Genomic DNA, 13,360 nt, shown 5'->3' with positions numbered 1-13,360 from the left:
CTGCATGGGGCAGATGGTGCATGCGGTCCAGCGGACGGCCCGTTCAGGCGGGGGCGACCCCGTCCACATCGATCACGCCGCCGCCCACATGCACGCCGCGCACGCGGACGCGCTTCTCGACATGGTCGACCGGGACGCGGTGCAGATCGAGCGCCCATCGTCCGCCCGAATCGCGGCGCAGCACGAAGCCGCCGCCATCCCGCAGCAGGGTGCCCGTCTCGTCGATCCGCTCGCCAATCGTCACATGCATGACCTTATGTTCTGCCCGTTGCGGGGCCAACAACATGGGTCAGCCGCTTGCACCGGTCCTGCTCCGGTGGAAAGCTGCAACGGCATCAGGGGGGAAGCCACGCAATGTCTCGCTGGATCACGCTCACCATCGCGAGCACGCTTCTTCTCGCCGGCTGCAGCAAGCCGGCGGAGCAGGAAGATCGGTTCGAAAGCACGCAGCAGCAGATGGAGGCGGCACCCAGCGCGCGTGCCACCGCCACCGACATGGCGCCCGACGTCAACGTCACCGCAGCCCCGGGCGTCGCGTTCAACTATCGCTACGCCTTCCGCTTGCCGGCAGCCCGGATCGGCGCGGTGCAGGAGCGGCACGCACAGGCATGCGAGGCGATGGGCGTCAGCCGCTGCCGGATCACCGGCATGCTCTACCGCGTGCGCAGCGCCGACGATGTCGAGGCGCGACTCTCGTTCAAGCTCGCGCCCGCCGATGCACGTGCCTTCGGCAAGGCAGGCGTTGCCGAGGTGACCAAGGCCGAGGGCATGCTGGTGGAGAGCGAGATCACCGGCGAGGATGTCGGCCAGCGCCTTGCGGACGGCGGCCGCACCGCGGCCGATCTCGAAGCGGAGGCAGCCCGGCTGGAGCGCCAGCAGACCAGCCGCCCCCCGCGCGATCCCGCCCGCATCACGGATGCGCAGCGGTTGTCCGAGCTGCGCGATCAATTGCGGTCCCTCGCCCGCGATCGCGCTGAGGGCCAGGAAGCGCTGGCCCGCACGCCCGTCACCTTCAACTACGGCTCCGGCCGGCTGGTGCCCGGCTTCGAGGATCGCTCATCGCTGCTCGTCGCCCTTGATCGTGCGGGCGCCAACATCGTCGATGGGCTGGCGGTGATGATCGTCCTGGTGGCGACGCTGCTGCCTTGGGCGCTGCTGCTGCTGATCGGCTGGGCCGCATTCCGCGTCCTCGCACCTCGCCTGCGCCGGCGGGGGACAGGCGACGCCCCAGCGGCCGATTGAAAACCCGCGCCGCACCCGCTATGCCCCCGGCATCGCCCCGCCCGCGCATCCACCCGATGCCGCGTACGGGGCGCTGCTCTTTTGACGCCCGAAAGGCCGCCGCCATGTCTCGCCGCCGCCAGATCTACGAAGGCAAGGCCAAGATCCTCTACGAGGGTCCGGAGCCCGGCACGCTCATCCAGTACTTCAAGGATGATGCGACCGCCTTCAACGCTCAGAAGAAGGGCACGATCAACGGCAAGGGGGTGCTGAACAACCGCATCTCCGAGCATATCTTCACGCTGCTCGGCGCGATCGGCGTGCCGACCCACTTCATCCGCCGCCTCAACATGCGCGAGCAGCTGATCCGCCAGGTCGAGATCGTGCCGATCGAGGTGGTGGTGCGCAACGTCGCGGCGGGCTCGCTCAGCAAGCGGCTGGGGATCGAGGAGGGCACGCAGCTCCCTCGCACGATCATCGAATATTATTACAAGGACGATGCGCTGGGCGACCCGATGGTCGCGGACGAGCATATCGCCTGCTTCGGCTGGGCCAGCCAGGAGGAGATGCACGACATCGCCGACATGGCGATCCGCGTGAACGACTTCATGTGCGGCCTGTTCGCCGGCATCGGCATCCGGCTGGTCGACTTCAAGCTGGAGTTCGGCCGGATCTGGGACAATGATTACGGCCGCATCATCCTGGCCGACGAGATCAGCCCGGACGGCTGCCGCCTGTGGGACATGACCTCGGGCGAGAAGCTGGACAAGGACCGCTTCCGCCGCGATCTCGGCGGCGAGGTGGAGGCCTATCAGGAGGTGGCGCGTCGGCTCGGCCTGCTGCCCGAGGGAACCGACACGGTGCTGGATCTCGAAAAGCATCGCAAGAACCGCGGCAAGTGACGGCGGGCCGCGGTGGCGCGGCTCAGGTCGGAAACGACTCCAGATACAGATAGGCAATGTCGAACTCGCCGAGCCGGGCGAGCTTGTCATAGTCGACGATGGTCACGTTGCCCGAGCGGAACCTGAGCAGCTTGCGCTCCCGCAGTTCGCGCAGCGTGCGGTTCACGTGCACGGCGGTCAGGCCCATCGCCTCGCCGATATCGGCCTGGGTCAGCGCCAGATCGTAGCGCAGATCGGCCGCGAGCCCGACCACCTTCAGCCGCACGTACAGCTCGCAGAACAGAGCCGCGAGCCGCTGCACCGCGCTGCGCCGGCCGAGCGACAACTCCCACTCGCGATGGATCGCGGCGTCGAGGTTCGTCGAGTGCCAGTAGAGGCGCGTCAGGTGCGGAAAGCGCTCCGTCAGCTCCGCCAGACGTGCATGCGGCACATGGGCGACGCGGCAGGGCGTCAGCGTCATGATGCTGTGGTCCAGCCGCTTGAGCGTGAAGCTGTGCAAATCGACGAAATCGCCTGCCACATGCAGTTCGGTCAGCTGCCGCTGTCCATCGGACAGATCCTTGTACCGGCACATCAGCCCGTCGAGCAGGAGCGTACTGTCCCGCACCACCTCGCCCGCCCGGATCAGCGTCCTGCGCGCGGGCACGTCGATCACCTCGCGCGGCAAGGCGCGTAACGCCGCCTCCTCGGCCACGCCGATCTGGTCGCGAGCGCGCAGCTTCATCAGGTGTCGCTCGATCATGCCAGGCGCCCTGCGCAGCTAGCGGCAGTTGATCGGGCGTGCGCGGCTTGCGCGTTGGTTTGCGATGCGATGCAGAGATCAGGCATGGTTCGGCGAACGCCGTATATCAGCGCAAGTTGCGCCACCGCAACAAAGGGTCAAATCTCGACCTGACTACCCAGCTCGACCACGCGGTTCGTCGGCAGCTTGAAGAACTCCATCGCCGATTCCGCATTGCGCAGCATCCACGCGAACAGCTTCTCGCGCCAGATCGCCATGCCGGGCCGTGACGAGGCGAGCAGCGTCTGGCGCGCGAGGAAGAAGCTCGTATCCATCATCTTGAACACCGGGCCGCACTCGGTCGCGCCGGCAAGCGCGGCGGGCACGTCCGGCTCCTCCATGAAGCCATAGCGGACGATCATCCGCCAGAAGCCCTGGCCCAGGTCGACCAGCTTGATGCGCCGATCCGCGTCCGAATAAGGCACGTCCTCGATCTGCACGGTCAGCAGCACGATCCGCTCGTGCAGCACCTTGTTGTGCTTGAGATTGTGGAGCAGCGCGTGCGGCACACCGTCCGCCGCGCTCGTCATGAACACCGCCGTGCCCGGCACGCGCGTCGCCGAGCTCGCAGCGGATTTGACGAAGACCGCGATCGGCATTGCGGATTCGCGCATCCGCTCGATCATCAGCGATCGCCCGCGCGCCCATGTGGTCAGCAGCGTGAAGGCGATGAGGCCGATCAGCAGCGGGAACCAGCCGCCATCGGGCACCTTGGTCAGGTTGGCCCCGAAATAAGCGAGGTCCACCACCGCGAAGACGGCCACCAGCGCACCCGCCGCCAGCTTGCTCCACTTCCACATGTAGACGAGCACGACGGCGATCAGCACCGTGTCGATCAGCATCGCACCCGACACGGCGATGCCATAGGCGGCCGCGAGGTTCGACGAGGTGCGGAAGCTCAGCACGAGCAGGATCACCAGCACCATCAAACCCCAGTTCATCACCGGGATGTAGATCTGTCCGATCGCGCCGGCCGAAGTGTGGGTGATGCGCAGCCGCGGGATGAAGCCGAGCTGGATCGCCTGCTGCGTGACGGAGAAGGCGCCCGAGATCACGGCCTGGCTGGCGATCACCGTCGCCGCGGTCGCGAGGATCACCAGCGGCAGGCGAAACTGCTCGGGCGCCAGAAGGAAGAACGGATTCTCGATCACCTTGAGCGCGACATCCGCCGGCAGGCCGAGGATCATCGCCCCCTGCCCCAGATAGTTCAGCATCAGCGACGGCAGCACGAACGCCATCCACGACAGCCGGATCGGCTGGCGGCCGAAATGGCCCATGTCGGCGTAAAGCGCCTCCGCCCCGGTCACCGCCAGCACGACCGAGCCCATCGCTAGGAAGGCGGCGAGCGGGTTGTCGGCGAAGAACAGCACTGCATGCCAGGGATTGAGCGCCGTCAGGATCCACGGCGATGCGGCGATGTGGACGAGCCCCAGCACCGCGAGCGTGACGAAATAGATCAGCATCACCGGCCCGAACAGCAGGCCGACCTTGGCCGTCCCGTGGCTCTGGATCATGAACAGGCCGATCAGGATGCCGACGGCGATCGGCAGCACCAGCGGGCCGAAGCGCGATTCGACGACGGTCAGCCCTTCCACCGCGGACAGCACCGACATGGCCGGCGTGATGATGCTGTCGCCGTAGAACAGGGCCGTGGCGAACACGCCGAGCAGCACGATCCCCTTCGTCCAGCGCTTGTTCTGCGCGGTGCGGTTGATCAGCGCGAGCAGCGCCAGGCTGCCCCCCTCGCCCTTGTTGTCGGCGCGCATGATGATGGTGACGTACTTCAACGTCACCACCAACATCATCGACCAGAAGATGAGGCTGAGCACGCCCAGCACGTGCAACTCGTCCGGCACCAGCCGGTGGTGTCCGGCGAACGTCTCGCGGAAGGCGTAGAGCGGGCTGGTGCCGATATCGCCGAAGACGACGCCGATCGCGCCGAGCGACAGCTTCAGCAACCCCTCGGCAGGGCCGTGATGGCCGCCATGGGGATTGGGCGGCGTTTCCGTCGCTTCGCCGTTGATGCCGACGCTCAACGTGAGCCGCCGGTCGAGCATAAGGGCCGCCGCATCGACGATCCGTCCATGGTTGAACCGCCCCCCGAGCGGCCGCCGGCGCCTAGCACCTCCCCCGGGACGCCGCAACACGCCCCGTGGGGGCGCGACAAGCCGAAAGCTCTTCGCTAAACCGCGCGACAATCAGACATTTGGCCCGAGGAGGCTCGTTCATGCGCATCGGCGTTCCCAAGGAAATCAAGAACCACGAATATCGCGTCGGCCTGACGCCCCCATCCGTCGCGGAGCTGGCGGCGGCCGGGCACGAGGTGGTGGTGGAGACCGGCGCCGGTTCTGGGATCGACTTCACCGATGAGGATTATATCGCAGCGGGCGCCAGGATCCTGCCGGATGCGGCTTCGGTCTTCGCCGCTGCCGACATGATCGTTAAGGTGAAGGAGCCGCAGCCGCAGGAGATCGCGCTGCTGGAGCCGCGGCACCTGCTGTTCACCTACCTCCACCTCGCGGCCGACAAGCCGCAGGCGGAAGGGCTGATGAAGTCGGGCGCCACCTGCATCGCTTATGAGACCGTCACCGCACGCGATGGCTCGCTGCCGCTGCTGCGGCCAATGTCCGAGGTCGCAGGGCGCATGTCTGTCCAGGTCGGCGCGCACTATCTGGAGAAGGAGCAGGGCGGCCGCGGCGTGCTGCTGGGCGGCGTGCCGGGCGTGGCGCCGGCGAAGGTGGCGATCCTGGGCGGCGGCGTGTCGGGCATCAACGCGGCGCAGATGGCCGTCGGCATGCGCGCGGACGTGACGATCTACGACATCAACAACGCCCGTCTGGCTGAGCTGGACATGTTCTTCTCCAACCAGATCAAGACGGCTTATGCCTCCAAGGCGGCGATCGCCGCGGCGGTGGAGCGCGCGCATCTGGTGATCGGTGCGGTGCTGGTGCCGGGCGCCGCTGCGCCCAAGCTCGTCACGCGCGAGATGCTGAAGACGATGAAGCGCGGCAGCGTGCTGGTCGACATCGCGATCGATCAGGGCGGCTGCTTCGAGACGTCGCACCCGACGACGCACGCCGACCCCGTGTTCGAGGTGGACGGCATCATCCACTATTGCGTGGCCAACATGCCGGGCGCCGTGGCGCGCACCTCCGCCTTCGCGCTGAACAACGCCACCCTGCCCTTTGCGCTCAAGCTCGCCAACCTGGGGGCAGAAGCGGCGATGGCGGCGGACCCGCATCTGGCTGCGGGCCTCAATGTCTCCGACGGCAAGATCCGCCACAAGGCGGTCGCGGACGCGCTCGACCTGCCGCTCAACTGAGCGGGCACAAGGGAACAGGTCGGGAACATGATGCGTTCCAACCCGCGAAGGAGCGCATCATGACCGACAATCCGAAGAGCCACCCGACCTCGAACGCCGTCAAGGATCCGGATGACTGGACCACCGGTGACGAGCCGATGACCGGCGCGCAGGCCAGCTACCTCAAGACTCTGAGCGAAGAGGCGCATGAGGAGTTTGACGAGGACCTGAGCAAGGCCGAGGCCTCCAAGCGCATCGACGCGCTTCAGGAGGAAACCGGCCGAGGCAAATAACACAGCGGAGCGCTGACCTGCCCGCGGCGGGTCAGCGCCTGTCGGCTGGCGGACGCAGCGGGTCCATGCCGGTAACTTCGGGCGATCCGGCAGCCGCGTCCGTCGCCTGCCGTTCGATGGGACGCGCTTGCGGCGCGATTGACTCCAGCATCGCAAGCCGACCCGCCACCTCGTTGCGCCAGCGCGCCCCTTCCGGCGCGCGGGCGATCAGCGCCCGCCAGAGCGCCGCCCCTTCTTCGACCTGGCCCCCGGCGATCAGCGCGAAACCTGACAGGAAGTCCGGCCCGGGATGTTTCGGGTCCAGAGCCCGCGCGCGATCAAGCGCAAAGGCGGCAGCGGGAGACAACATGCCGCCGGCATGATGGATCAGCGCATTGCCGAGGCCGAGCCACAACTCCGCCGACCGCGGCCGGCGGGAGATCGCCCCCTTAAGGATGCCGACCGAATAAGCGTCGAGACCCTGCCGGTGAAAGGCCGCGGCCGTGTCCAGCACCTGCGCGTCACCACCCATCTTCTCGGTGATCGTGCCACGCGTCGTGGTGAGGAGGTCGTCCTCCATGCGGGGCGACGCACGGGCGGGCGTCGGACGCCCGGGCAGGCCCGGTGAGCCCTGCCACGCATAGCCGGCGATGCCGAAGAACAGCGCCGCACCGGCAAGCTGGACGCTGCCGCGCGGCAACCGACCGAGCCGCCACAGCGCGAGCAACGCCGCTGCTGCCAGTAGCAGCGGGGGCAACCAGGCGATCATGCACGCCGCCGTCGGAAACGACCGCGCGCCAGCCACGCACCGCCCACCAGCAGAAGCAAGGGGAGCGCCCACAACGGCCACGTCACCGCATCGAGCGGCGGCTGATAGCTCACCCACGCGCCGTAGCGGGCGACCAGCCATTCCCGAATGGCCTCCGGCTTCTCCCCCGCTGCGATCCGGCGCCGCACCAGCGCGCGCATGTCACCGGCCAGCTCCGCATCCGAGTCCGCGATCGACTGTCCCTGACAGACAAGGCAGCGCAGCGTCTCCATCAACGCCTTGGCCTGCCGCTCCTGCGCCGGATCAGGCAGCTGCGTATCGGCGAGTGCGGCGGCCGGCATCGCCGAATCCGCCAGCGCGGCGCCAGGCACCGTCAGCAACAGGAGCAGGGCCGCCCGCTTCACTTCGCCGCCTCGACCGCGGCGAGGATGCCGGCGACATGCTCGGGCCGGATCTCGCCGACATGCTGCAGCCGGATCACACCCGCGCCGTCGATGACGAACGTCTCCGGCACGCCTGACGAGCCGAGCGCCATCTGCACCGACGAATCGCGGTCCGCGCCGATCCGTGCGTAAGGATCGCCGTAGCGGCCGAGGAAGCGCGTCAGATCCTCGGGACGGTCACGGATGGCGATGCCGTCAATCTCCACGCCCGCCCGCTTCAGCGTAGCAAGTTGCGCGCTTTCAGTGGCGCAGGGCACGCACCAGCTGGCGAAGATGTTGACAAGCCGCGGCTTGCCCTGGCCCAGCTCGACGCGCGCCAGCCCCGGCTTAGCAGGCAAAGCTGGCGGCAGGGCAAAGTCAGGCAGCGGCTTGCCGATCAGCTGCGAGCGGATCTCGTGGGTCGATGGCGTCACCAGCCCGCTCGCCACCAGGGCGACAAATCCGACGAATAGGATGAGCGGCACCCACAGCAGCCAGCGGATCGTTTTCAAAGCCATGCCAGCCGCTCCGCCGCACGCCGTTCGCGCCGGACCCGGCCCAGCAGCGACAGCACGCCGCCGACTGCGATCAGCGCGCCGCCCAGCCAGATGAGGGTCACGAACGGCTTCCACCACAGCCGCAGCTGCCAGCGCCCGGCCTCGTCCCCCTTGCCGATCACGGTATAGAGCTGCCCATCCCAGCGCGTCGCAATCGCGGCCTCGCTGGTCTCGGTCGGGGGCGACGGGAAGAAGCGCGCTTGGGGTTTGAGCAGCAGCGGCGCACCGCCGCGATCCGCCTGCAAGGTCGCCTCCAGCGCGGTCCAGTTCGGACCGGCAATCGGCTCGACCGCGTCGAAGCGGATGCGCCAGGGACCGACTTGCGCGGTTTGCCCTGGTGCCAGCGCCACCAGCGTCTCACGCGTGAAGGCACTCTCGCTCGCCATTCCGGCCAGCGCGACGGCGACACCGAGATGGCCGATCACCATGCCCCACGTAAACATGGGCGTGCGCCGCAGATTGCGGCCCCAGAGCGGCGCGAGCGAACCAAGCGCCACGCCCGCCGCCAGCACCAGCCCGAGCAGCGGCAGCAGCCGCACGCCCGGCGCCGCAACCAGCAGCGCGATCAGCGCCGCCAGCGCCAGCCCTGCTGGCAGCGCCACCCGCCGCCCAAGAGCCGCCAGTCGGTCCCGCCGCCAGCGCAGCAACGGCCCCGCCACCATGATCGTGACCAGCAGCAAGGCGAGCGGCCCGGCCGCCGCGTTGAAGTAAGGCGGCCCGACGGACAGCTTCTCACCCGTGACCGCCTCTGCCAGGAGCGGATAGAGCGTGCCGACCAGCACGATGCCGAGAATGGCGGAGAGCAGCAGGTTGTTCGCGACCAGCGATCCTTCGCGGCTCACCGGCTCGAACGTCCGCCCCTCCTGCACGGTGCCCGCCCGCGCAGCGAACAAGGCGAGCGCGCCGCCGATATACAGCGCCAGCAGGACGAGAATGAACGCGCCCCGCCGCGGATCGACGGCAAAGGCATGCACGCTCGTCAGGATGCCCGAGCGGACAAGGAAGGTGCCGATCATCGACATGGAAAAGGCGACCACCGCCAGCATCACAGTCCACGCCCTGAGCGAGTCACGGGTGGCCAACACCGCGACCGAGTGGAGCAACGCCGTCGCCGCCAGCCACGGCATCAGCGACGCATTCTCCACCGGATCCCAGAACCACCAGCCGCCCCACCCGAGCTCATAATAAGCCCAGTAGCTGCCGGCGGTGATGCCGAGCGTCAGGAACACCCATGCCCCCAGCACCCACGGCCGCATCGCACGGGCGAGCGCGGCATCGACCTGGCGGGTCAGCAGCGCGCCGCACGCAAAGGAGAAGGCGATCGAGAGGCCGACATAGCCGAGGTAAAGCGTCGGCGGATGGAAGGCGAGGCCGGGATCCTGCAGCAGCGGGTTGAGCCCCTGCCCCTCCGCCGGCGCGGGCACCAGCCGCTGGAACGGATTGGAGGCGAACAGCAGGAAAGCGTAGAAGCCGAGACCGATCGCCGCCTGCGTGCCGAGCGTCGCGACGAGCGTCCGTTCAGGCAGGCGCCGCTCGAGCAGCGCTACGCACGCCCCCGACAGTCCGAGGATCGCCACCCACATCAGCATCGAGCCTTCGTGGTTTCCCCATGCGCCGGCAAAGCGATACAACAAGGGCTTGGTCGAGGCGTCATTGAGCGCGACCAGCTCGACCGAGAGATCCACCACCACGAACAGGCGGATCAGCACGGCAAAGGCGAGCAGAGCGAGCACAGCCTGCACCACCGCAACCGGGCGGACACCATTCAGCAACTCCTCCCGCCCTGCCAGCGCCATCGCTGCCAGAGCGAGCTGAAGCAGCGCCAGTGCGGCGGCGAGCCACAGAGCGGCAAGGCCGAGTTCCGCGGTCACTTGGCGCGGACCTTGGCGTCCGTGTCGAGGCTGTCCGATTCGTGCATCGCACCGGCGACCTGGGGTGGCATGTAGCGCTCGTCATGCTTGGCGAGGATCGTGTCGGCGACGAAGCTGCCGGTCGGCGTGAAATGCCCCTCGGCGACGACGCCGCTGCGTTCCTTGAACAGATCGGGCACGATGCCGCGAAAGGAGACGGGAACGGTCGCCTGCCCGTCGGTGACGGTGAAGGCGATGGTGACGCCATCCGGAGAGCGCCGGATCGAGCCGCCCTCCACCATGCCGCCGAGCCGGACCGATCGTCCGGGCTCGACGCCAAGGCGGCGCGCGTCGGCGGGCGTGTAGAAATAGGCGGCCTGGTCACGCAGCGCCGAGGCGGCGAGCAGGGCTGCGCCGACGATCGCCGCCAGCGCCAGCAGCGCCAGCGTGAGCCGCTGGTTCTTCGCCTTCATCGCCGGCCGAGCGCGTCCGCCCGCGCCTCCGCCCGGCGCATCGCGACATAGCTGGCGATCGTCAGCGCCAGCGTGGCTGCGACCGCGATGCCGTAAGCGGCGAGGATGAAGGGCCAATGGTTCATCAGGCCGCCGCCAGCCGGCGCAGCCGCGCCTCGACCTTGGCGTGGGCCAGCGCCGCCCGCATCCGCATCAGCACGATGGCGGCGAACAGCAGGGTGAAGCCGAGCAGCGCGATGGGGAGCGGCCATAGGATCGAGCCGTCGATCGACGAGCCCTTGATGCCGATGGACGGCCTCTGATGCAGGCTGCGCCACCACAGCACCGAATAGTGGATGACAGGCAGGATGGCGGCGCCGGTCAGGCCGAAGATGGCGCTGAGGCGGCGCTCGCCGGGGCCCTGATCGTCTTCGGCGGCGGCGAGCGCGAGATAGGCGAGGTAGAGGAAGAACAGCACCAGCATGGAGGTGAGCCGGCCGTCCCATTCCCACCACGTGCCCCAGGTCGGCCGCCCCCAGATCGAGCCGGTAACAAGGCAGATGGCCGCGAACAGCGCGCCGGGCGCGGCGACGGCGCGGGCGGCGATGGCGGCGAGCGGGTGGCGCCAGACGAGCTGCATCAGGCTGGCGACCGCGATCCCGCTCCAGCCCGCCATGCCGAGCCATGCCGAGGGGACGTGGACGTAGAGGATGCGGACGCTCTCGCCCTGGAGGTAATCGGGCGGCGTGACGGTGAGGCCAGCCCCGAGCGCCACGGCGACCAGTAGCGCGCCGCTCCAGCCGAGCCAGGGCGTCAGCGGGCGCGCGATGCGGAGGAAGCGGGCGGGATTGGCGAAAGCGTGCATGGGCCGAGGCCGCCCTTAAAGGGTGAAGGCCCCGGGTGGAAGCGTCGGCTTAAGTTGACGAAGTTGACACACAGAGGCCCTTTTCCGACAGGCGCCCTTGTAGGACGCCTGTCGGACGGGTCGCCCTACATCAGGCGCGGCCGATGAGGCGGCGGGCGATGTCGTCGGCCACCTCGGCGGCGGGACGATCCTCGACCGCGCTCTCGGCCCAGACCTGCTCAAGCCGCGCGGGAATCTGCGCGATGCGGGCCTCGACATCGGCCATGGTATTGCCGCCGAGATATTGCAGGCCGACGTTGATCACGCCGCCCGCGTTGATCACGTAATCGGGCGCATAGAGGATGCCGCGGGCGTGCAGTCGGGCCGCATCCTCCGCGGTGGCGAGCTGGTTGTTGGCGGCGCCGGCAACCACGCGCGCCTTCATCGCGGCGATGCTGCCCTCGTTCAGCACCGCGCCGAGCGCGCAGGGGCTGACCACATCGGCATCGACGGCGAGGATCGCCTCCGCCGGGACGGCCTCCGCCCCCAATTCCGCTGCGAGCGACTGCGCACGATCGGGATAGACGTCGGCGAGCGTCAGCCGCGCGCCATCGGCGGCGAGCCGGCGGGCGAGATTGCCGCCGACCGAACCGACGCCCTGGATCGCGACGTGAACGCCGCGCGGATCGTCCTTGCCGAGCGCACGGGCAATGGCGGCGCGCAGGCCGAGATAGACGCCGAGCGCGGTGGGCGGACCCGAATCGCCGCCGGCCATCCCCTTCTCGGCACCCGGCTGGCCGCAGATGAAGCGTGTGTGTTCGGCGAGCGTCGCCATGTCGTCCTGCGTGAGGCCGACATCCTGCGCGGTGACATAGCGGCCGCCGAGCGATTCGATCGCGCGGGCAAAGGCGGCGAGCTGTTCGGGGCGGGTGCGGCGATCGGGACCGGCGAGGATGACCGCCTTGCCGCCGCCGAGCGGCAGGCCCGCCATCGCATTCTTGTAGCTCATGCCGCGTGACAGGCGCAGTGCATCGACCACGGCGTCCTCGGGCGTCGGATAATGCCAGAAGCGCGTGCCGCCGAGCGCCGGCCCGAGCGTGGTCGAGTGGACGCCGACGATGCCGGTCAGCCCGGTCGCGGCATCGCGGAAGATGTGGACGCCCTCATGGTCGTCGAAATCCGGCAAGGTCCAGGGGGCAGTCATGTCAGGGCTCCGGCTGTTCGGAAATTACGGAGCCGCGCAATAATATTATCTTGCGCGGATTACCAGCCGGGAAGCGCGTGGGGCGGACGACGGGACTTGAACCCGCGACCCTCGGTACCACAAACCGATGCTCTAACCAACTGAGCTACGACCGCCATGCGCGAGGGGCGCCCTTTGCGCCGAGGCGGGCGCTTCGTCAAGGCGGCAAGCTTTCCTATTTGCCGGATTGAGAAAAGGTTGCACCATCGCTCCGCCCGCCCCAAATGGCGGGCGTGCTATCCCAACGCACCCGTTACGCCACTCGCGCGCTCCAGCACCTGGCCGACCGCTTCGGCCAGGGCCCCGTCCAGCTGGGCGAGATATCGCGCGCGCAGAACATTCCGGCCAAGTTCCTGACGGTGATCCTGTCGGAGATGAAGCGGGCCGGGCTGGTGGAGACGCTACGCGGCAAGGAAGGCGGATACTGGCTCGCGCGTGAGCCCGACACGATCACCTATGGCGATATCGTCCGGCTGACTCGTGGCAGCCTGGCGCTGGTGCCCTGCGCCAGCCGGATGAACCATCGCCCGTGCGAGAATTGCGTCGACGAGGCGGAGTGCCGCCTGCGCGACGTGATGCTGCAGGTGCGCGACGAGACGGCGAACATCCTCGACCGGATTAGCCTGGCGGAGCGGGTGCCAGTGGCGGCGCTGGACGACTGAGGTTCGGCACGGCCGGTTGGCCTGGCTTTCGCAGGTCTCGTCATGCTGAACTTGTTTGGGCATCTACCGGACGGCTGAATCAGC

General features: G+C 68.5%; 16 protein-coding genes and 1 tRNA gene. 5 read left to right on the top strand and 12 right to left on the bottom strand.

All coding sequences use genetic code 11. From position 1 onward, the window contains the following. Positions 1–43 precede the first annotated feature (43 nt). On the bottom strand, positions 44–250 hold the full coding sequence (locus BM360_RS00505; RefSeq protein ID WP_093309309.1) for a DUF5818 domain-containing protein: 207 nt from the start codon (positions 248–250) through the stop codon (positions 44–46). Between the two features lie 104 nt (positions 251–354). On the opposite strand from BM360_RS00505, the gene BM360_RS00500 reads away from it, so the two are divergent. Then, positions 355–1,242 (top strand): DUF4349 domain-containing protein, encoded by an 888-nt coding sequence (locus BM360_RS00500; protein ID WP_093309308.1) that lies wholly within the window; start codon positions 355–357, stop codon positions 1,240–1,242. A 104-nt stretch (positions 1,243–1,346) separates the two neighbouring features. Next, the gene (gene purC, locus BM360_RS00495; RefSeq protein ID WP_093309306.1) at positions 1,347–2,123 is read left to right on the top strand and encodes a phosphoribosylaminoimidazolesuccinocarboxamide synthase; all 777 of its coding nucleotides are present in this window, start codon (positions 1,347–1,349) and stop codon (positions 2,121–2,123) included. A 22-nt stretch (positions 2,124–2,145) separates the two neighbouring features. Here purC and BM360_RS00490 read toward each other — a convergent pair whose 3' ends face one another. Beyond that, positions 2,146–2,865 (bottom strand): Crp/Fnr family transcriptional regulator, encoded by a 720-nt coding sequence (locus BM360_RS00490; protein WP_093309305.1) that lies wholly within the window; start codon positions 2,863–2,865, stop codon positions 2,146–2,148. Between the two features lie 137 nt (positions 2,866–3,002). Next, a complete protein-coding gene (locus BM360_RS00485) occupies positions 3,003–4,961 on the bottom strand; it encodes a potassium transporter Kup (RefSeq protein ID WP_093309303.1) in 1,959 nt (652 codons plus the stop codon). A 170-nt stretch (positions 4,962–5,131) separates the two neighbouring features. Between BM360_RS00485 and ald the strand changes: the two genes are divergently transcribed. Continuing rightward, positions 5,132–6,226, top strand: coding sequence for an alanine dehydrogenase (gene ald / locus BM360_RS00480; RefSeq protein WP_093309302.1), 1,095 nt, complete (start codon positions 5,132–5,134; stop codon positions 6,224–6,226). Positions 6,227–6,285: 59 nt separating this feature from the next. Continuing rightward, complete coding sequence (locus tag BM360_RS00475; protein ID WP_093309300.1) at positions 6,286–6,498, top strand: DUF3072 domain-containing protein; 213 nt, start codon at positions 6,286–6,288, stop codon at positions 6,496–6,498. A gap of 31 nt (positions 6,499–6,529) precedes the next feature. Here BM360_RS00475 and BM360_RS00470 read toward each other — a convergent pair whose 3' ends face one another. The 9 genes from BM360_RS00470 to BM360_RS00435 all read right to left on the bottom strand — a co-directional run bounded on the left by BM360_RS00470 (position 6,530) and on the right by BM360_RS00435 (position 12,730). Next, on the bottom strand, positions 6,530–7,246 hold the full coding sequence (locus tag BM360_RS00470) for a tetratricopeptide repeat protein (protein ID WP_207544510.1): 717 nt from the start codon (positions 7,244–7,246) through the stop codon (positions 6,530–6,532). After that, positions 7,243–7,650 carry a cytochrome c-type biogenesis protein gene (locus tag BM360_RS00465; protein WP_093309299.1) on the bottom strand — a complete coding sequence of 136 codons (408 nt, stop codon included), beginning with the start codon at positions 7,648–7,650 and terminating at the stop codon, positions 7,243–7,245. The genes BM360_RS00470 and BM360_RS00465 overlap by 4 nt, the downstream gene beginning before the upstream one ends. Next, positions 7,647–8,186, bottom strand: coding sequence for a redoxin family protein (locus BM360_RS00460; RefSeq protein ID WP_093309296.1), 540 nt, complete (start codon positions 8,184–8,186; stop codon positions 7,647–7,649). The genes BM360_RS00465 and BM360_RS00460 overlap by 4 nt, the downstream gene beginning before the upstream one ends. Then, positions 8,177–10,096: a heme lyase CcmF/NrfE family subunit gene (locus tag BM360_RS00455; protein ID WP_093309293.1), complete on the bottom strand. Its 1,920-nt coding sequence runs from the start codon at positions 10,094–10,096 to the stop codon at positions 8,177–8,179. Before BM360_RS00455 ends, BM360_RS00460 begins: the two co-directional genes overlap by 10 nt. Further along, a complete protein-coding gene (gene ccmE, locus BM360_RS00450) occupies positions 10,093–10,548 on the bottom strand; it encodes a cytochrome c maturation protein CcmE (RefSeq protein WP_093309290.1) in 456 nt (151 codons plus the stop codon). Before ccmE ends, BM360_RS00455 begins: the two co-directional genes overlap by 4 nt. Beyond that, on the bottom strand, positions 10,545–10,673 hold the full coding sequence (gene ccmD / locus BM360_RS19240) for a heme exporter protein CcmD (RefSeq protein WP_131819138.1): 129 nt from the start codon (positions 10,671–10,673) through the stop codon (positions 10,545–10,547). Before ccmD ends, ccmE begins: the two co-directional genes overlap by 4 nt. Continuing rightward, positions 10,673–11,392 carry a heme ABC transporter permease CcmC gene (gene ccmC, locus BM360_RS00445; protein WP_093309287.1) on the bottom strand — a complete coding sequence of 240 codons (720 nt, stop codon included), beginning with the start codon at positions 11,390–11,392 and terminating at the stop codon, positions 10,673–10,675. The genes ccmD and ccmC overlap by 1 nt, the downstream gene beginning before the upstream one ends. 130 nt (positions 11,393–11,522) lie before the next feature. Continuing rightward, positions 11,523–12,575 (bottom strand): Glu/Leu/Phe/Val family dehydrogenase, encoded by a 1,053-nt coding sequence (locus BM360_RS00440; RefSeq protein ID WP_093309284.1) that lies wholly within the window; start codon positions 12,573–12,575, stop codon positions 11,523–11,525. Positions 12,576–12,653: 78 nt separating this feature from the next. Further along, positions 12,654–12,730, bottom strand: a tRNA-His gene (locus tag BM360_RS00435). A 117-nt stretch (positions 12,731–12,847) separates the two neighbouring features. On the opposite strand from BM360_RS00435, the gene BM360_RS00430 reads away from it, so the two are divergent. Next, positions 12,848–13,276 (top strand): RrF2 family transcriptional regulator, encoded by a 429-nt coding sequence (locus tag BM360_RS00430; RefSeq protein WP_093313510.1) that lies wholly within the window; start codon positions 12,848–12,850, stop codon positions 13,274–13,276. Positions 13,277–13,360: the final 84 nt, after the last annotated feature.

The organism is Sphingomonas jatrophae (assembly GCF_900113315.1).
In the GTDB taxonomy this organism is placed as follows: Bacteria; Pseudomonadota; Alphaproteobacteria; order Sphingomonadales; family Sphingomonadaceae; genus Sphingomonas_P; species Sphingomonas_P jatrophae.
Note: the sequence above shows the minus strand (reverse complement) of the source record. Positions and strands in the feature narration are given on the sequence as shown.